14 protein-coding genes are annotated in these 18,209 nt (G+C 54.6%); 8 read left to right on the top strand and 6 right to left on the bottom strand.

Features of this window, described 5'->3' with window-relative positions:
- Positions 1-677 precede the first annotated feature (677 nt).
- Positions 678-944, bottom strand: a complete 267-nt coding sequence (locus tag Mal52_RS30590) for a carbon storage regulator (protein ID WP_145378314.1) — start codon at positions 942-944, stop codon at positions 678-680.
- Positions 945-1,698: 754 nt separating this feature from the next.
- Here Mal52_RS30590 and Mal52_RS20135 point away from each other — a divergent pair.
- From Mal52_RS20135 to Mal52_RS20115, 5 genes are all read left to right on the top strand, one after another.
- Positions 1,699-3,750 (top strand): PrkA family serine protein kinase, encoded by a 2,052-nt coding sequence (locus Mal52_RS20135; RefSeq protein ID WP_145378313.1) that lies wholly within the window; start codon positions 1,699-1,701, stop codon positions 3,748-3,750.
- A 260-nt stretch (positions 3,751-4,010) separates the two neighbouring features.
- Complete coding sequence (locus tag Mal52_RS20130) at positions 4,011-5,120, top strand: DUF444 family protein (RefSeq protein ID WP_145378312.1); 1,110 nt, start codon at positions 4,011-4,013, stop codon at positions 5,118-5,120.
- A 331-nt stretch (positions 5,121-5,451) separates the two neighbouring features.
- Positions 5,452-6,969, top strand: coding sequence for a SpoVR family protein (locus Mal52_RS20125; RefSeq protein ID WP_145378311.1), 1,518 nt, complete (start codon positions 5,452-5,454; stop codon positions 6,967-6,969).
- Between the two features lie 37 nt (positions 6,970-7,006).
- Positions 7,007-7,504 (top strand): hypothetical protein, encoded by a 498-nt coding sequence (locus Mal52_RS20120; RefSeq protein ID WP_145378310.1) that lies wholly within the window; start codon positions 7,007-7,009, stop codon positions 7,502-7,504.
- 215 nt (positions 7,505-7,719) lie between these two features.
- Positions 7,720-8,823, top strand: a complete 1,104-nt coding sequence (locus Mal52_RS20115; protein ID WP_145380730.1) for an HD domain-containing protein — start codon at positions 7,720-7,722, stop codon at positions 8,821-8,823.
- A 31-nt stretch (positions 8,824-8,854) separates the two neighbouring features.
- Here Mal52_RS20115 and Mal52_RS20110 read toward each other — a convergent pair whose 3' ends face one another.
- Together Mal52_RS20110 and recJ are read right to left on the bottom strand one after the other, a co-directional pair.
- Positions 8,855-9,520, bottom strand: a complete 666-nt coding sequence (locus tag Mal52_RS20110) for a protein-L-isoaspartate(D-aspartate) O-methyltransferase (RefSeq protein ID WP_145378309.1) — start codon at positions 9,518-9,520, stop codon at positions 8,855-8,857.
- Positions 9,521-9,858: 338 nt separating this feature from the next.
- On the bottom strand, positions 9,859-11,652 hold the full coding sequence (recJ, locus tag Mal52_RS20105) for a single-stranded-DNA-specific exonuclease RecJ (RefSeq protein WP_145378308.1): 1,794 nt from the start codon (positions 11,650-11,652) through the stop codon (positions 9,859-9,861).
- 445 nt (positions 11,653-12,097) lie between these two features.
- On the opposite strand from recJ, the gene Mal52_RS20100 reads away from it, so the two are divergent.
- Positions 12,098-13,090 (top strand): calcium-binding protein, encoded by a 993-nt coding sequence (locus tag Mal52_RS20100; protein ID WP_197534350.1) that lies wholly within the window; start codon positions 12,098-12,100, stop codon positions 13,088-13,090.
- 78 nt (positions 13,091-13,168) lie between these two features.
- On the opposite strand, the gene Mal52_RS20095 is transcribed toward Mal52_RS20100, so the two are convergent.
- Positions 13,169-13,660, bottom strand: coding sequence for a hypothetical protein (locus Mal52_RS20095; protein ID WP_145378306.1), 492 nt, complete (start codon positions 13,658-13,660; stop codon positions 13,169-13,171).
- A 48-nt stretch (positions 13,661-13,708) separates the two neighbouring features.
- On the bottom strand, positions 13,709-14,575 hold the full coding sequence (locus Mal52_RS20090) for an NAD(P)H-hydrate dehydratase (RefSeq protein WP_145378305.1): 867 nt from the start codon (positions 14,573-14,575) through the stop codon (positions 13,709-13,711).
- Positions 14,576-14,822: 247 nt separating this feature from the next.
- On the opposite strand from Mal52_RS20090, the gene Mal52_RS20085 reads away from it, so the two are divergent.
- Positions 14,823-16,343 carry a hypothetical protein gene (locus Mal52_RS20085; RefSeq protein ID WP_145378304.1) on the top strand — a complete coding sequence of 507 codons (1,521 nt, stop codon included), beginning with the start codon at positions 14,823-14,825 and terminating at the stop codon, positions 16,341-16,343.
- A gap of 338 nt (positions 16,344-16,681) precedes the next feature.
- The gene (locus Mal52_RS20080; RefSeq protein WP_145378303.1) at positions 16,682-17,107 is read left to right on the top strand and encodes a secondary thiamine-phosphate synthase enzyme YjbQ; all 426 of its coding nucleotides are present in this window, start codon (positions 16,682-16,684) and stop codon (positions 17,105-17,107) included.
- Positions 17,108-17,281: 174 nt separating this feature from the next.
- On the opposite strand, the gene Mal52_RS20075 is transcribed toward Mal52_RS20080, so the two are convergent.
- Positions 17,282-18,166, bottom strand: coding sequence for a Gfo/Idh/MocA family oxidoreductase (locus Mal52_RS20075; RefSeq protein ID WP_145378302.1), 885 nt, complete (start codon positions 18,164-18,166; stop codon positions 17,282-17,284).
- Between the last annotated feature and the right edge of the window lie 43 nt (positions 18,167-18,209).

The following is an 18,209-nucleotide window of genomic DNA, read 5'->3' as shown; positions in this document are numbered from 1 at the left end:
GGAGGCGAAGACAAGAGACGCATCTCTCTACAAAGGTTTTCAACGCTTCGTGCGCAGAAACCCAAAAATCCAGCGAGTCAGTTTCATCGAAATCCTAGGTGCAAGTTAAACGCCGGCATAACAATTTTGTCGCTTAGTGAAACCAATGTATGGATGTGCTTTTTTGATGAGCAACAACTGTGCCTTTTAACGGCATAGTTCCCAATGTCAGGGCATGCGCATGGTCGAACGGAGCCTGCGGCAACAGTTATCGCTGATCGCTCCGCAATCAGTTTCGTAGGTATGACGAGGTTGATTCAGTAAGAACCGGATTGCCGAACGTTTCGACAACGGGACGATGTGTATGTGTGAAATGGCTATGACAAGTATAGGCTAGAAGTATACGCGAAACCACGATTTTCTCGAAGAGGAGTTCTGCGATCCCCCTAAAATCACGTCTTTTTCTCGGGGAAATTCACTTCATTCCTCTCAGTATCTCAGAAGTCGGTTGCGCCGATTTGCGGAGAATGCCGAGCGGTAAATCTCCTCAGCCAACAAAAAACCCCCCGAGCAAACCGGGGGGTTCATTGAAATCAATTCCTTGAGTCAACCAGCCTCTACCGCTGGCGCGGATTCCGATTCCTTTCATTTTTGAAAAAAATTATTCTTAATACGCTGGCTGTTTCAAGACGTCCTCTTTATGACGCTGTGCAAGTCGCTCCGTGCACATTTTTGCGGCAATCACCGTTGCGAGCATCGACACGACCGCGCAGTTTACCCTCAGCACAGGGGTTGTCTATCTCAAATTCCTGCAATTGCTGAACCACCTCAGCGCGATGAATCGGGATCTCTTTGCCGGCTTCAAACCCAAGTCGAATGCGATCCCCCTTAACTTCCAAGACGGTCACACAAACGTTTTCACCAATGAAGATTTTTTCGCCCACTTTACGTCCAAGAACCAACATAACGTTCCCTCCTGAGGATGATCACTGCCAGCCGTTGCCCCTCTTGGTTTTCGCCGATTACGGGAGGTCGACGATGACGTTTCGTTTTGGCTGGTTAGCGATCACTGGGTCAGTGTCGTTTTCTAAACGACGTATTAGTCAAAATTACGACGATGGGAATTCTCTCGAAAAAAGCAAATCAAACAATGCATCTTCCTGCGACGCACTGGACTGTGTCGCACTTAAGTGTGTCGCACAAAAGTGCGACATGGCCAGATGCGTCATGGCATGCCTCCTTTTCTGCCGTCAGGTGTGAATGTCCAATCCGGGCGACTCCTGCTGCCACATTTTTAGCCAGTCCATGAATTGCAACAAGGGGAGGGTCCTTAAGTTACATCCAGCAAAGTTGTTGCGCATTTTTAGACGATGGCCGACAGATCCTCATTCGTTGTCTTAGCTCAAAACAGGTATTGCAAGGATGCGCGTGTTGATTGATAATTGGATTACTGTTTACACACCCGCCGCTTGGCGGTGGAAATCCTCGACGCTTTGCCTGTCACCGGTTTCACCTTAGGTCCCGTATCCCCAGTATTTAAAATTTGGTAGTCGACCATGGACGGTCAGCAACTTCTTCACCGCAATCACGCATTTCTTTTGCGAGTGAGGTCGTTCTTGCTGCGCTAAGATATTTTGGACACGCACGTACACGGAAGACTCCACGGGGCCACAAGCGATTCACATTTCAGTGAACTGCTGCTACGGAAGGAGGTCCACTATGGTACACAGCGACTCGATCCTGGATCGCATATCACAGCGACAAAATCCCGAGGTCTACCGCCAGGAACACTGGCAAGGCTCTTTCCAAGAGTACCTCGACATCGTCCGCGAAAAACCGTACGTCACACGCACCGGTTGGCAGCGACTCTACGATTTGGTGCTTTCCTACGGAACGTATCCGGTTGAAGGCAGCAAAGAAGGCCGCATCCGCTACAAGTTCTTTGACGACCCTGAAAACGACGGTCGCGATGCCATCTTTGGCCTCACCAAGCCGCTGATGGAACTGGTGAACGTCTTTCAAAGCGCCGCCAAGAAATACGGCAGCGAACGCCGCGTGCTCTTATTGCACGGCCCGGTGGGGAGTTCCAAAAGCACCATCGCCCGCTTGCTCAAACGGGGCGTCGAACGCTATAGCGAAACCGACGAGGGGGCACTCTATTCGTTTGGTTGGAAAGGTGAAGAAGGCGAGGACATTACATGGTGTCCCATGCGGGAAGAACCGTTGCACCTAATTCCCAACAGTGACCGCGGCGAATTGTTGGAATACCTCAACGCCGAGAATGATGGCGAGGGAGATCGCCACACTGTCGAGATCAACGGTGATCTCTGTCCGTTGTGCCGGTTCATGTTCAATCAACGTCTCGAGAAATACGACGGCGACTGGACGCGGGTCGTCAAAGACACCACGATTCGCCGCGTGATTCTCTCCGAACAAGACCGTATCGGAATCGGCACCTTCCAGCCCAAAGACGAAAAGAATCAAGACTCGACGGAACTGACCGGCGACATCAACTATCGCAAGATCGCTGAATTCGGCAGTGAAAGCGATCCCCGCGCCTTCAACTTTGATGGTGAATTCAACGTCGCTAATCGAGGGTTGATCGAGTTTATCGAAGTCCTCAAGCTGGATGTCGCGTTCTTATACGACCTCTTGGGGGCGTCGCAAGAACACAAGATCAAACCCAAGAAGTTTGCTCAGACCGATATCGATACGGTGATCATTGGGCATACCAATGAACCGGAATATCGCAAGTTGCAGTCCAACGAATTCATGGAAGCCTTGCGCGACCGGACTGTGAAAATCGATATTCCGTACGTAACCAAACTCTCCGAAGAAATCCGTATCTACGAAAAGGACTACAACACCAAACGTGTCCGTGGCAAACACATAGCGCCGCACACACTGGAAATCGCAGCGATGTGGGCGGTGTTGTCCCGCTTAGAAGAACCGAAAAACGCCGGCCTGACGTTGATGCAAAAGTTGAAGTTGTACAACGGCAAGTCGCTCCCCGGCTTTACGCTGGACAACATCGAACATCTGCGGAACGAAGCCAAGTCCGAAGGGCTGCACGGGATTTCCCCGCGCTACGTTCAGGATAAAGTCTCCAATGCCCTGGTCGCCAACGGCACAGCCACAAGTTTAAACCCGTTTATGATTCTCAACGAACTCGAATCGGGGCTGAAGCATCATTCGCTGATCCCCAACGATGAGATCCGTGAAAACTACCGGCATTTGATCGCTGTGGTCAAAGAAGAATATACCGACATCGTCAAAAATGAAGTTCAACGCGCCATCGCCGCCGACGAAGAGTCATTGGGGCGGCTGTGCTCGAACTATATCGACAATGTCAAAGCTTATACCCAAAAAGAGACCGTCAAAAACAAGTTCACCGGTCAATCCGAGGAACCGGACGAACGTCTGATGCGATCCATCGAAGAACGGATCGATATTCCCGACACCCGCAAGGATGACTTCCGCCGGGAAATCATGAACTACATCGGCGCCTTGTCGTTGGACGGAAAACAGTTTGATTACAAAACGAATGAACGTTTGCAAAAGGCCTTGGAACTGAAACTATTCGAGGATCAGAAGGATACGATCAAACTCACCAGTTTGGTGTCCAACGTGGTCGATGCCGACACGCAGGTCAAAATCGACATCGTCAAAGGCCGGCTGATCCGTGACTTTGGATACAACGAAGAATCTGCCACCGACGTATTGCAGTATGTGGCCAGTATTTTCGCTCGCGGCGACGCCAAGAGTGAATAGCCGTACGAGTCAGTAAGTTTTCATGAGTTCCCGCGGATATCCGTTCCGTCCTCCTACGGTATTCGCGGCGGACTCGTTCGGTCAGGTCGCCGGTCGCTCAAATCCGTTGTCGCCAGACGACTCATCACCGGCGACATCCTTCACTACAAGTCGTATCAAAACCCTCTGTCGCGTCTCACTGACACGAATCTGAACGTTTCCAGAACAAGCGCAACCGGGTTTTGAAACTCGTTCTAGGCAGTTTCGCGCAAGGCCGACTCATGTCCCGCAACATTGATCAAGACTTATCGCGATTTAAGGATATTGTGCGCGGTAAAGTCCGTCGGCAGTTGCGGAAATATATCACTCACGGCGAGATGATCGGCCGCAAAGGCCGGGACTATGTCAGCATTCCCGTCCCAAATATCGAGATCCCGCATTTTCAACATGGCCAAAAAGGGGCCGGCGGGGTGGGACAAGGCGACGGCGACGTCGGACAGCCAATCGGACGCGGGCAGGATGACGGTGACGGACAAGGCCAAGCCGGCGATCAACCAGGCAGCGGCCATCTCCGCGAAGTCGAAGTCACATTAGACGAGCTGGCGGAAATGTTGGGGCAGGAACTGGAACTGCCCCGAATCGAACCCAAGGGCAAAAACAACATCACCACCAAGAAGGACCGCTATACGAGCATTCGCACGACCGGTCCCAACTCACTGCGGCATTTGAAACGGACCTATAAAAAAGCGCTGCGGCGGCTGATTGCCTCGGATGATTACGACCCGCAGCGACCAGTCATCATCCCCACCCGTGACGACCAGTTGTATCGCAGTTGGAAAACCACCGATGAACCGGAAACCAACGCCGCGGTGATCTACGTCATGGACGTTTCAGGATCGATGACCGACGACCAAAAAGAAATCGTCCGCATCGAAGCATTTTGGATCGACACTTGGCTGCAAAACCAATACGACGGCATCGAAACGCGTTACGTCATCCATGACGCCGTCGCCCGCGAAGTCGACGAAGACACGTTTTATCACACCCGCGAAAGCGGCGGGACCAGAATCTCCTCAGCCTACAACGTGGTGAATAGTTTGATTCAACGAGACTTCAATCCCACAGACTGGAATATTTACGTGTTTCAGTTTTCCGACGGAGACAATTGGGGCGAAGACAACCGCGATTGCCTAGAGATCCTGACCGAAAACATCGTGCCCCACTGCAATTTATTCTGTTACGGCCAAGTCGAAAGCCCGTACGGATCGGGCGAATTCATTCGTGAACTCCAAGAGGTGCGTGAACAGCACGACAACGTGGTGCTTTCGGAAATAGAAAATAAAGAAGCGATTTACGAATCCATTAAGTCGTTTTTAGGAAAAGGGAAGTGACTAGAAACAGTTTCAAAACCCGGTTGCGCCTGTTCAGGAGTTTATAATACAAGTGTTTACGTGACGCGTCAGAGGGTTTTGAAACTTCTTGTAGACGGCTGTCGGCTGGTAGGCCGTAGACTTTAGGGTTGGCGGATGGAGTCAAATCACCTGATTGACGCTTTCTGGTTCGCATTCTACACAACAACGCCCCAAACCGACGGCTTTGCCGTCGCAATGGACATCCCACAAGACGAAGGGCTCCTGGAAACAACAATTGACGGCAGGCGGGAGCCTGCCCTACGCGGCCTTTTCAAAAAACTACGGACTACAGCCTAAAGCCAAATCAACCATGCCCGTCTCCACACATCGACCATTGCCCTCGAATATCGCCGCCATCCAGTGCGAGATGGAGGCGCATGCGGCGAGTTATGGCTTGGACTTTTACGACACGATCTTCGAGTTCGTGAACTATGAAGAACTGAGCATGATCGCCGCCTATGGGGGATTCCCCACGCGCTATCCGCATTGGCGATTCGGCGCGCAATACGACGAACTGATGAAAGGCTATACGTACGGGCTGCAGAAAATCTATGAAATGGTGATCAACACCGATCCCTGTTACGCCTATCTGCTCTCCTGCAATTCACTCACGGATCAAAAACTGGTCATCGCCCACGTCTATGGCCACTGCGACTTCTTTAAGAACAACGCCTGGTTTTCGCCCACCAATCGCAAGATGCTGGACCAGATGGCCAACCACGCCAGCCGCGTGAAACGCTATATCGATCGCTACGGCAGTGAAACGGTCGAACAGTTCATCGACGCCTGCCTGTCGCTAGAAGATTTGATCGACTCGCATTTACCGCACGTCAAAAAACAACAGGAAGAGGCTCCGCCGAAACCGGACAAAGAGGATGAGGATTCGCAAGAGTCGACCCGAAAGTTTCCGTCAAAAGATTACATGGATCCCTACATCAATCCGCCCGACGTTTTGCAAGCCGAAGCGGACGAGGAACGTAAAACGCAGGAAAACAAGGAGAAAAGCCGCTCTTTTCCCGATACTCCTCAGCGCGACGTGCTGTTGTTTTTGCTAGAACACGCGCCGCTAAAAAGTTGGCAACACGACGTCTTGTCAATCATCCGTAACGAGGCATATTATTTTCTACCGCAAGGACAAACCAAGATCATGAACGAAGGCTGGGCCAGTTATTGGCACAGCAAAATCATGACCACGCACGGTTTGACCGACGCCGAGGTGATTGAGTACGCAGATCACCACAGCGGAACTATGGCCACCAGCCGCAATCGGCTCAACCCTTATAAATTGGGCATCGAGCTGTTTAAGGACATCGAACGCCGCTGGGACCAAGGAAAATTCGGCCCGGAATACGAAGCGTGCGACGACATGCACGAAAAAGCCAAGTGGGACCGGCAGTTGGGCAAGGGGCGCGAAAAGATTTTCGAAGTCCGCCGGGTTCACAACGATGTCACATTTATCGACAACTTCCTCACACCTGAATTTTGTATCGAACAGAATTTCTTTCAGTATCGGTACAACGAAGATACAAATTACTACGAAATTGCCGACCGCGAATTCAATAGCATCAAACAACAACTGTTAAACAACCTGACCAATCACGGTCGTCCTTTTATCCATGTCCTCGACGGAAACTATCGCAATCGAGGCGAACTCTACTTATTTCACAGGTTTCAGGGGACGGAATTAAAACAAGACTATGCGGAAGACACGCTCGTCAATTTAGAAAAACTTTGGTCCCGACCGGTGCATATCGAAACGGTTGTGGACGAGACGCCAACCATCCTTTCCTACGATGGTTCGGAACACGAGAGCAATCCCAAGTCTTGATAACCGACGTTTATAATCGTTATCCAATGGTGTCATCATGGCCCTGTCCACTAAAGTTTTAAAATCGCTGACAAGCCTGCACGGATATTCCTCCGAACAGCCAACTTGCGCCATCTGGACATCTCAAGATGTCCGCGTGGAAGTCGACTTTACGGTCGTGGACCGCATGAGTTGCTCGATTCGCGAATTGCGGCTGCAAGCCGATCGACTGGAAAACGTCGCCTTCGATAAGGTGAAGGAATGGGCCGACGATATTTGCAATCGACTCACCTACCTGCTGGAAAACATGGGGGCGCTCGAACAGGACGAAAAACAGAAAAAAGTCCTCGTCCGTTCCACCCCGCCCGGCAAACAAGATGGCGACACGGTCTTTTATGAAGCCGTCCTCCACGCCCCCAGCGGAGTGAGCCTACAACGCTTCCGCTCCCAAGCCGGCCAATCCGGCCGCGAACAAATCGACATGCACTGCACGCACGAGGTACTAGTCAAATTAGTCCAAGACCTAGTCGATTCAGTCCCCGGGCAACAGACTTAGGCTTGAGGCGTGAGGGAACAGGCTTGAGGAATTAGGCCGTAGACCATAGGCTTTTGGCTGTAGGGTTGGCGCACCTAACCCGTTGAGTCATCATGGTCCAACCTCTGGCCACTAACCACCGGCCACCGGCCACTTTTTTTACTGCCTACCGCCAACTGCCCTCTGCCTACTCTTCTCAAGATCCCCGGCGCGAAAACATGGTCGCGCCTGCACCAATGCCCAGCGACAAGCTGCGACGGGAAATCGCTTTTGAAGCGGCCCGTCTGATGTATTCCCGGCAAGAATCCGAATATTACACCGCCAAGATGAAGGCGGGTCGCAAGTTGTGTCGCGGCTGGGTGAAGCCCCGTGACTTGCCTAGTAATGCCGAAATCCGCGATGCGATTCAAAGCTTTGCCCGCATGCATGAAGGGGACCAACGGACCGCCAACCTCCGCGAAATGCGCGTCGCTGCCCTGAGAGTCATGCGGCTATTGGAGCGGTTTCGCCCCCGGCTGATCGGCAGCGTGATGACCGGTCATGTGCGGCGCGGGTCGGATATCGATATTCATATCTTTTCCGACAGCGTCGAAGCAGTCGTGGCGGTGCTGCGCGAAGAAGGTATTCCGCACGACCTGGAGCGCAAGCAGGTCCGCAAACATGGCGAGGAGCGGGTCTTTAATCACCTGCATTTCCACGACCAGTTTCCCTTTGAACTGACGATCTATGCGTCGAAGCAGGCGCATTACGTCTTCAAAAGTTCCGTCACCGGCAAAGCCATCGAGCGGGCCAGTATTGCGGAGTTGGAACAGTTTCTCGCTGTGGAGTATCCCAGCCTGGATCTTGACGAGGCGGTCGCCGAGGTGGAGGAACGCGTCGATCGCTTCCAGATTTACGAGATGCTGCTCGTCCCGTTGGAGCAAGTGAAGCAGTCCAAGAAATACCATCCCGAAGGGGACGTGCTGTATCACAGTCTGCAGGTCTTCGATATCGCCCGCGAAGAACGTCCCTACGACGAGGAGTTTCTGCTGGCGGCGCTGTTGCATGACGTGGGCAAGGGGATTGATCCCGACGACCATGTGTCCGCAGGGCTGGAAGCACTGGCCGATTACATCACGCCGCGGACCGCTTGGCTAATCGAGCATCATATGGAAGCACATGCGGTCGCCGACGGCAGCATCGGCGCCCGCGCACGGCGCCGTTTGGAAGCCTCAGAGGATTTCGAAGAACTGATGCTCTTGGAGGAGTGCGACGACGCCGGCCGCGAACCGGCCTACGATGCGCCGGATATCGACGAAGCACTGGATTATTTGCGCGATTTGTCGGCGATGTGCGGGTAGCCATCAAAACGGCGTGCAATGCATGCCCGCATCAGTCTTCGGATTCGCCCGGGGATTCGCCGTCCTCCCAACCCTGTTCGCCGATCAACGGCACAAACCGTACGTCGCACAGTTTTTTTACCCGCAATCCGTCGGTGCCGCGGGTGATGAGTTTCAGTTCTTGGACCTTCGCTTCACCAATCGGGATCACCATGCGGCCGCCGAGGGTGAGTTGTTCGCACAACGCTTGCGGGAGTTTGGGGGCGGTGGCTGTGACCAAGATGCCGTCGTAGGGGGCCGCGTCGGGATATCCCAATGTGCCGTCGGCGACGTGGTAATCGATGTTGTCGTAACCCAATGAATCGAGCACGACCTGCGCATGGCGGGAGAGGTTGGCGATCCGTTCGATGGTGACCACCTCGCGGCACAATTGAGCAAGGATTGCCGCTTGGTATCCGCTACCGGTGCCGATCTCCAACACCTTTTCCCGGCCGGTCAATTCCAACGCCTGTGTCATCAACGCCACAATGTAGGGCTGGCTGATGGTTTGCCCGTCGCCGATCGGCAGAGCGATATTCTCGTACGCTTTGTTGCGAACGGTTTCAGGCATAAACCGTTCGCGCGGTGTCTCGGCGATCGCTTCCAAGACCGCTTGGCTATGGATGCCATCCCGCTTGAGCGTGGCGATCAATGCTTGCCGACTGGTTTCCAAATCCATCAGTTTTCAGCTCAATCAAAGACGCATGAGTATCAGAAAAAATACCCCGCAGGGGTTAAACATCATAGCCCAGGGTAAGCGGCAAAGCCGCGCCACCCTGGGAAAACCGGTCAATACCAAACAAACCCTGAAGGGGTTTTTCACGAGAAACGCGGCGATGTCCCGAGTGGATCAACGAGTGTGCAACCCTTTCAGGGTTGTGCTTCCGTGTCACACTTCAACCTAGGGTGTGCTATGCCTTCGGCGTAAGTGTGCTGAACTGTGCCACATATCAAGCTGTGCCAGATAACATGCTGCGACGGATATCGTATGACAATCGATTTCGGAATGACGGTGTTTTATCGGCTGGCGGATTTCTGGGAAACTGCCGCTGTGGCTGGCTTTGTAGCGGCTTCTTCTGCACGCCAGTCGACTAGATGGAACTCGACATTTTCTTGGCCGCGAAAACGGTTGATGGTCGGTTTGAAACAGATCGAAATCGGGCCGCTGACTTTGGCCATTTCATCGGCCCACTCGCCATTGCCAAACGAGACCCCTCGCATAACGCGGCCGTATTGACGCACGCGTAGTGAGAGATGGCGATCTCCGCCTCCCATTTTGCGCGGCGGTTCGGTCAGTTCGACTTGGGTGCAGGCCAGCACAGGACGCGGATTGCCTTGTCCGAACGGGCCGAGCTTGTCGAGTTCGGTCACCGCACGGTGCGTGAGGTCCGCTAACCGGACTTCGGCATCGATGTCAATTTCCAAATCCCGCTCGGTGACTTCGTGGTTCCCAGAAACGTAATTGCAAAAGGCGGCGCGAAAATCGTCGAGGTTATCGGCATGAATCCGCAACCCGGCAGCCGCTTGATGCCCGCCGAATTTGATCAGATGCTCCGCTGCGGAACTCAGTCCCGCATGCAGATCGAACCCAGCAAACGTGCGGGCGGAGCCTTGGCCGGTTTGGTCCTGTTTGTTGATTGAAATCATAATTGCCGGCCGCGCAAAGTGGCTGGCAACCCGCCCGGCGACAATGCCAATTACACCCGCATGCCAATCGGGATCGGCCAGAACGAGTGCGGGGGCATTTTCCCAGTCAGGATTTGCCGCGACCTGTTCCTTGGCCTGCTTGAGCATCCGCCGTTCGACGGTTTTTCGCATTTCGTTTTGTTGATTCAAGTAATCCGCCAAGGCGACCGCGCGATCCGTCTTATCAGTCGTGAGCAATTCGACCGCCAACCGCGCTTGCCCCAGCCTTCCAGCGGCATTGATACGGGGGGCGAGGCCAAAGCCGATATCCTCGGAATCAAGCAAACGGTTGTTATTCAGTTCGCTGATATGCATCAGCGCCTTGAGGCCGATGTTGGCGCGATCCAGTAGGCTGTTCAATCCATAACGCACGATCACACGATTCTCACCCACCAGCGGGACCACGTCGGCGATGGTCCCGATAGCGGTCAGCCCCACGGCATCCAACAGGAATTCCCGCATCCGCGGCGAAGCGTTTTTGCCATCCCCCAGCCGTTTGCAAATCGCCCAGGCGAGTTTGAACGCAACGCCCGCGCCGCACAGATCGCCAAACGGATAATCCGTTTCCGGTAGACGGGGATGAACCAGACAAGCGGCCTCGGGCAGAGTTTGCGCGAATTGGTGGTGGTCGGTGACGATCAATTCCAGTCTCAACTCACGGGCATAGGCCGCCTCTTCTACGCTGGCAATCCCGCAATCAACCGTTACGACGAGCGAATTGGGCGCATCTTCGTGAATAGATTTCAGAGCCTCACAATTCAGTCCGTACCCCTCTTCCAAGCGATGCGGCACATAATAATGCACATCCGCGCCGGCCAGTTTTAGGCAATGCCACAACAGGCTCGTGGCGGTCACACCGTCGACGTCGTAATCACCGTAAATCGTGATGCGACGGTTCTCGCTGATGGCTTTGAGAATCCGATCGGTCGCCTCTGGAACACCGGGAAGCGCTTCGGGGGGATGCAGATCGGACAGCTTTGCATCCAAGAAACCGCGGGCCGCTTCAGCGGTTTCGTAGCCGCGTCCGAACAGTACCTGAGCGGCCAATGGCGAAAGTTGTGTGGTGCCGCTTAATTGCCGCGCCGCTGCTTGATCATAGGGCGCAAAACGCCAAACCCGTCCCATCCCACGCCCTCATTTCATCCATGCGGCGGCACAGCCGCTTTGTGCGAGCTTCCGCTCGAGAACGATATGCCGCTCCCGTTGGTCGCTGTGCCTTTTTATTGTTGTTGATTATGGGGTTATTACAACAAAGCGGGGGTTGAGAGTCAAAGGGGGGAAATTTGCTTCGCGGGGACCACCGAGGCGCGCGGTCGAGAAACCAACCATTTACCTGGTGTCTTAAGTGCTATGTGAGCAATGACTTGTGGTTTATTCGAAAAAACTGCAAGAAAACATGCCCGGTTTTGTAGAGCAGTTGTGATCCTATTGTTGAACGCAGTTTGGCCGCATGCTCTCGCACGGTGGCATACGCACTCCCACGGTTCTCACGCAATACACGAATACTCAGCAATCGCCGGTATTTTCCGCAGTCGACGCTCCAACCATTCCTCCCACCAAAGGACGCTCCATGTCTCACCGCACGCACCGTCAAAACGTACGTTCCATGCGATTTGAAAACCTGGAAGATCGCCGGCTGATGGCGGGTAGTGTCGACATTCATCTCGACGGCGCCAATCTGGAAGTGATCGGCACCGCGGACCGTGACAAGTTGAGCGTGTTCTACGACGACAGCGGACAGACAATCCACGTCAAGGCCTATGAGTATGTCGGCGGTTATTGGGTCGAGTCACAGCACCGGGAATTCGATGCCGACGATATCGCCTTCATCCGCATCCGCGGTGCCGGCGACGATGATGTGATTTACAACAGCACCGAAAAGGACTCTGAAATCTTCGGCGGGGCGGGCAACGACTGGATTTACGGCGGAGCAGGCGTGGACTCTATCTATGGTAAAGAAGGCGACGACACTATTTATGGCAATAGTGGGGATGACTATCTCCGCGGTGACGAAGGCGATGACTACATCAAAGGCAACAAGGGTGATGATGTGGTCGATGCCGGTCAGGGCGACGACTATGTGGTCGGCGGACAGGGCGACGATATCTTGATGGGAAGCTTCGGTAACGACACACTCAAAGGCCGCGATGGCAACGACGCTTTGATTGGCCATAGCGGTAACGATCGGATTTATGGTGAAGCCGGTGACGACACTCTCTTAGGCATGGAAGGCAACGACTGGCTGGCCGGTGGCCATGGCGATGACGTATTAAGGGGGGGCAGTGGGCGTGACACCTTGCTAGGGAATTTGGGTGACGATCGCTTGTACGGCGAAAGCGGCACCGATTATCTCAAAGGGCAGGACGGGAATGATTACCTGAATGGCGGCTCCAAAAATAGTAGTGACGGCGAACGCGACTATATGTGGGGCGGGCCGGGTGCCGACACATTCGTCCAACACTGGCACTTCCGCCCCTCGAGCGCCAACCGACCATTTGTAATCGGCTACCTGGAAGAGACGATCTACGACTTCAACGGCTTCGCGGGTGATCGATATGAATAGCAGCATAGCAACGTAGGGCAGGCTCCCGCCTGCCGCAACTGCTTGTTTTTTGCTCAAGGCGAGTGGAGTTTGACCGCCTTACTTCAGATTGATGTAACACAAGTCGATTTTTCGAATGGCAGGAAAGCCAATGTGATCTTCCAGGTAGTCCAGCGTACCGCCGGAAAACGGCACAGGATGCAACCGGTCTCCCTTGAAGTCTAAGTTCATTTTGTTTTCCACCGTTTCAAGTTTCTTCTGAAACTCATTGAATAGATCCTCAACGGCTTGGCGGACGTCATCTCTTTGCGATCTTGTCTGATCTGCGACCTCTAGTATTTCACACGGTCCAACGTCACACAGGCAGATCCAAACTTCAGGTTTGCCCGACTCATTCGGGATACTCACCAGCGAATACGGCCTCTGGCCAATCGCCGCTTTGATCTCGCTCAACGTCCGAGGTCCTCCTGCGCGTCGAATTCGGGCGTCCGTTCGCTTTTGGATCCACACAGAATAGACGAACATCGCCAAGGGGAGGATTACGATGATTGCAGGTACGGCAATCATTATCGTCACAACGACGCTCTTCATGGGTGCCTCCAATATGTCCACCGCAGACTGGCGGTCGTTACAAACGATTCACCGAGCCAACATCCGCAACCACGCCGTCGGCAAATACCGTGGCAAATCCGAAGCAATCAACCCCGGCTCGCTCAACTCAGCGGCAGCCAAATCACCCGCTAGTCCATGCAGATGCGCGGCAAGTTGTGCCGCTTCAAAGGCCGGCAGGCCTTGTGCCAACAGCGCCGCGATCAGACCGGTCAAAACGTCTCCCGAACCGCCGGTGGCCATGCCGCTGTTGCCTGTGCTATTCACGGCCACGCGGTGACCATCGGTGATGACCGTTCCGGCCCCTTTTAACAGGACCACGCAGCTGTGCGTTGCGGCGAATTCGGTCGCCATCTCTTCCCGCGCTTGTTGCACGGTTTTAATATCAGTCCCCGTCAGCCTAGCGAATTCCCCAGGGTGCGGCGTCAAAATCCGTGGCCCTGCGGCGGGCGGCAAGGTATCCAGTGTCGATAGAGCGTTCAACCCGTCAGCATCAACCACCAGCGGTTTGTCGATGTCGCGGTACAGCCACGTCACGATGTCAGTGACCGCCTGAGACTGACCGCAGCCAGGGCCGATGGCGATCACATCCGGTTTGGCCACTTCGTCCTGAAGTGTTTCAGTTGCGGATGCATGCAAACGCCCCGCTTCATCTTCGGGAAGCGGGATGGTCAAATACGATGGTTCCCTGCCAGCCACAATCGACACAATGCCGCTGGGGACTGCCACAAACACCAGCCCCGCGCCGCCGCGCAGCGCACCGAGACCGCTCAAACAAGCCGCCCCACTCATCCCCCGACTGCCGGCAATTAACAACACGCGGCCGAAGGACCCTTTGTGCGAGTCGGTCTTGCGTGCGGGAAGTTCTGGTAATTCAGTTACACGTTCAAGAGCCATCGGTCTGTTCCGGTTGGATGGTGTTCTGTTTGTAGGGCAGGCTCCCGCCTGCCGGGATTCAAGCTGTGTGTCCCTCTCCAAAAACGGCAGGCGGAAGCCAGCCCCACCGCTTTGATGTTCATCCTAACATGCGCGTCGTGATTGCGGAAATCAACGAACGTGCGGCCGCGTTGACAACCGGGGATGGGGGCCTGACAATCGATTGGCCGTTGCTGTTGATTCACCTGGATTCCACTGGAGTGCCGTCGTGCCGATTCGCCCGCTGTTGTTCGCTGCTGTTTTGCTAAATACTCTCGCTGCGTCGACACTTGTGGCAAACGGAGCGGACTCGCCGTTTGACGTCGGCAATCGCGCACAACTGTTCGTGGATCAAGTCCTGGTCCGTGAGGCGAAAAACGTGGCGTTCACACTGCATCCCGGGGAGAAACATTCTCAAAATCCTCTGATCCGTGCCGATCAGCCCTGGGAAGGATGGCGGCTTGAGATCTATGGAAATGTATTGTTCGACAACGAAGAACAGCTCTTCAAGATGTGGTATCTGGGGATGCCGACCGAAAGCTATGACCATTTCGTGACTTGTTACGCCACCAGCAAAGATGGCATCACCTGGGAAAAACCGCTGGTCGGCACGCTTCCCGCCAAGGATGGCCGCAAGACCAACGTCGTCTCCAACGCCCTGTTGGCCAGCGTGATGAAGGACAACAACGATCCCGATCCCGCGCGGCGCTACAAAATGGTCTGTTGGATCAACGAACCCAAACCGGCCGGCGGCCCGCACACCTACACTTCGCCCGACGGTTTGAACTGGACCCGCCTCAGCCAGGAGCCGATTTGCCGGTCGAGTGACGTACTGACCGCTTATTACGATCACGTCCGCAAAAAATACGTCGCCCTTCCCAAACATAGTACCAAGGTCGGCACACAGGTCCGCCGCTGTTTTGCCCTGAGCACCAGCGACGATTTTTTGAAATGGACCGAGCCGTATTACATATTGAAACCCGATCTGCGCGACGACGCGGGGTCATTAGCGCGAATTGAAGAGGTACGCCCCATCTTGGACCAACCGGACGATCCTGAATTGATGCGGACGGAATTTTATGGTGTCGGCGTGTATCAAGCGGAGAGTTGCACGCTCGGTTTTCCGTGGGTCTTCACAGTGAACAACAATGCGCGTTACGGCAATCACGAAGGACCGGGCGAGTTACAGCTGGCGGTCACACGGGATTTGGTGAATTGGGAACGTCCCTTTCGCACCCCATGTGTTCCACGGGGCAGGGTAGGGGAGTGGGACAGCGGATTCTTCACCACGCCCTCCGAAGCAATACGTGTTGGCGACGAAATCCGCCTGTATTATGGCGGCGCGAACTACACGCACGGGACACCCTGTTTGTATCGCGCGGAGGGGACCGGGCGGATGAGCGAGTTCAATGGCAGCATCGGACTGGCCACTTGGAAGCTGGACCGCTTTGTCTCGGCCGATGGTCCCGCCACAGGCGGCGTGCTGACGACGGTGCCGATCCAATTCACCGGATTAAAATTAGAGATCAACGCCCGCACGCGCGGCAAGGGGATGGTGATCGTCGAGTTGTGCGACGTGCACGGCCGCCCGCTGTCGGACTATTCCCGTCCCAAACCATTTCAAGGAGATGAACTGCGAGCCGACGTCGGTTTTTCCAAAGAAACGCTCGCCTCACTGGCGGGAGAACCGATCTGCCTACGATTTCACTTGCGGGACGCGGAGTTGTTTAGCTTCGCGTTTCGGGAGTAGTGGGGAGACTCGCAATAGAAACGCCGAAGGCGTTTAACATCATAGCCCAGGGTTGCGAACGCCGTGAGCGCACCCTGGGTCACGGAGAGAAACCAAACACATCCCTGAAGGGGTTGCTCAACCGGGGAATGGCCAAACAATCGTCGGCGATCGCGGTGTCAAACCCCTTCAGGGTTCGAGCATATAAAACGGACCGTTTCCCAGGGTGGCGCGGCGTTGCCGCTTACCCTGGGCTATGATGTCAAACCCCTTCGGGGTAATCACGTTGCTGTGATGGGGACTGAATGGTTAGATTTGAAACTAACCAAGCGTTATCTCAATTATTCAATGAGTGCATTATGGAAATTCGACAATACCACCTCACGCTCCCGGCTGCGCCGCGGGGGTTTCATTTGGTGACGCGGCAGGTCGTGGCGGCGATTCCTGATTTGGCGGACGTCCGTGCCGGATTGCTGAACGTATTTATTCAGCACACGTCCGCCTCGATATCGATCAACGAAAACGCCGATCCCGATGTGCCGGTCGATTTGGAAATGGCGTTCAATAAAATCGCCCCCGAATCGTGGCCCTATGTGCACACCTGCGAAGGCCCCGACGATATGCCGGCCCACATCAAAGCTTCGATGCTGGGCAACACACTGACAATCCCCGTCAGCAGCGGCCAGCTTTGTCTGGGCACTTGGCAAGGCATCTACCTGTGCGAACACCGCGATTACGCGACCTCCCGACGACTGGTGCTCACGCTGCAAGGCGAATGGGAGTGAATCGACGCGAGGGGTTTTCGTAGCCACAGATTGAACACAGATCAAACACAGATTGAAATTAGAAACCAGCTTCTATTACCGTTGCCCTCGCGATCAACGGCAAACTGTTTTCATTCTTTTTTTATCTGTGTTCAATCTGTGTTTCATCTGTGGCTAAGAATTTTTTACGCACGTTTAGGTTTCATTCGCCAGACGGGCGGATGTGATGAGGTCGTCAATGGTGGGGATGGGGACTAGGCCACCCAGCACGCGGCGGCAGAAGAGATCGAGGAGTACGACCATGCCGTCGCGTTCGCCTTCCAGGACTTCGGTGCGTTGATCCTCAGCGTGCGTCCAAGTGATTTCCTGTGTTCCGCGCAGCTTAGCGGTCCCCCGTTCGCATTGAATGGTGGCTGTGAACGGGGAAACGTTCTGGGTAGCGGTCGGAGTCTCGACCAGCGTGATGCGGGCCAGTGCCGACTCGGTTTGGGATCGGGAGGGGGGGAACTCCAGCAGCAAAGTTTCGTCTGTGGATTGTTGGACGGTTGCTTGCTTGCCTACCAGATACCGGCACCAATCGATCAACGGCAGCCGCGACTGGATCAGGTCATTACTGGCAGGGCATTCGACTTGGACATCGATTTCCCGGGCGGCGCCCAGTCGTGTCGCCATCAATTCTCGCAAACGACTCGTAGCCGGGGTATATCGCAACGAAAGTTCCGGCACGATCATGGGCGTGCGGAGGTCTTTGTCGGTGAAATCGGTGATGGCACTCGCTCGTAGCAGAGTCGTGTCATCTGCGACAAAACTGGGTTTGTCATTTTGCATCAGAAATGACAGCAACGCGTCACGGCACCATGCATCTCCCAGTACCAAGACCGCTTGGACCGAGGGTAGGGAGACGGCGCGGAGGATTCCCTCGCAGGGAGTCGCTTTGAATTCAGACGCAGCTTGTTCGGCGCGGGTGGCGACGGCATCCCAGACGACGCGGATACGCATCCGGTCGCGCAGCATTTGCAAAGCCGGTTGATGCGTCGTTTCCCAGGCCGAGTCGAGGCCGATGATCGCCACGTCGAGCATTGTCTGTTTTTTCGCTCGAGAACAACAGGATGGGTTGGTCGAA

The organism is Symmachiella dynata (genome assembly GCF_007747995.1).
Lineage (GTDB): Bacteria > Planctomycetota > Planctomycetia > Planctomycetales > Planctomycetaceae > Symmachiella > Symmachiella dynata.
This window is presented reverse-complemented; position numbering and strand designations above follow the sequence as displayed.

Excerpts from the sequence above, each read along its gene's own strand:
- Mal52_RS30590 (WP_145378314.1), bottom strand. The coding sequence starts at position 944 with ATGTTGGTTCTTGGACGTAAAGTGGGCGAAAAAATCTTCATTGGTGAA.
- Mal52_RS20135 (WP_145378313.1), top strand. The coding sequence starts at position 1,699 with ATGGTACACAGCGACTCGATCCTGGATCGCATATCACAGCGACAAAAT.
- Mal52_RS20130 (WP_145378312.1), top strand. The coding sequence starts at position 4,011 with ATGTCCCGCAACATTGATCAAGACTTATCGCGATTTAAGGATATTGTG.
- Mal52_RS20125 (WP_145378311.1), top strand. The coding sequence starts at position 5,452 with ATGCCCGTCTCCACACATCGACCATTGCCCTCGAATATCGCCGCCATC.
- Mal52_RS20120 (WP_145378310.1), top strand. The coding sequence starts at position 7,007 with ATGGCCCTGTCCACTAAAGTTTTAAAATCGCTGACAAGCCTGCACGGA.
- Mal52_RS20115 (WP_145380730.1), top strand. The coding sequence starts at position 7,720 with ATGCCCAGCGACAAGCTGCGACGGGAAATCGCTTTTGAAGCGGCCCGT.
- Mal52_RS20110 (WP_145378309.1), bottom strand. The coding sequence starts at position 9,520 with ATGGATTTGGAAACCAGTCGGCAAGCATTGATCGCCACGCTCAAGCGG.
- recJ (WP_145378308.1), bottom strand. The coding sequence starts at position 11,652 with ATGGGACGGGTTTGGCGTTTTGCGCCCTATGATCAAGCAGCGGCGCGG.
- Mal52_RS20100 (WP_197534350.1), top strand. The coding sequence starts at position 12,098 with ATGTCTCACCGCACGCACCGTCAAAACGTACGTTCCATGCGATTTGAA.
- Mal52_RS20095 (WP_145378306.1), bottom strand. The coding sequence starts at position 13,660 with ATGAAGAGCGTCGTTGTGACGATAATGATTGCCGTACCTGCAATCATC.
- Mal52_RS20090 (WP_145378305.1), bottom strand. The coding sequence starts at position 14,575 with ATGGCTCTTGAACGTGTAACTGAATTACCAGAACTTCCCGCACGCAAG.
- Mal52_RS20080 (WP_145378303.1), top strand. The coding sequence starts at position 16,682 with ATGGAAATTCGACAATACCACCTCACGCTCCCGGCTGCGCCGCGGGGG.
- Mal52_RS20075 (WP_145378302.1), bottom strand. The coding sequence starts at position 18,166 with ATGCTCGACGTGGCGATCATCGGCCTCGACTCGGCCTGGGAAACGACG.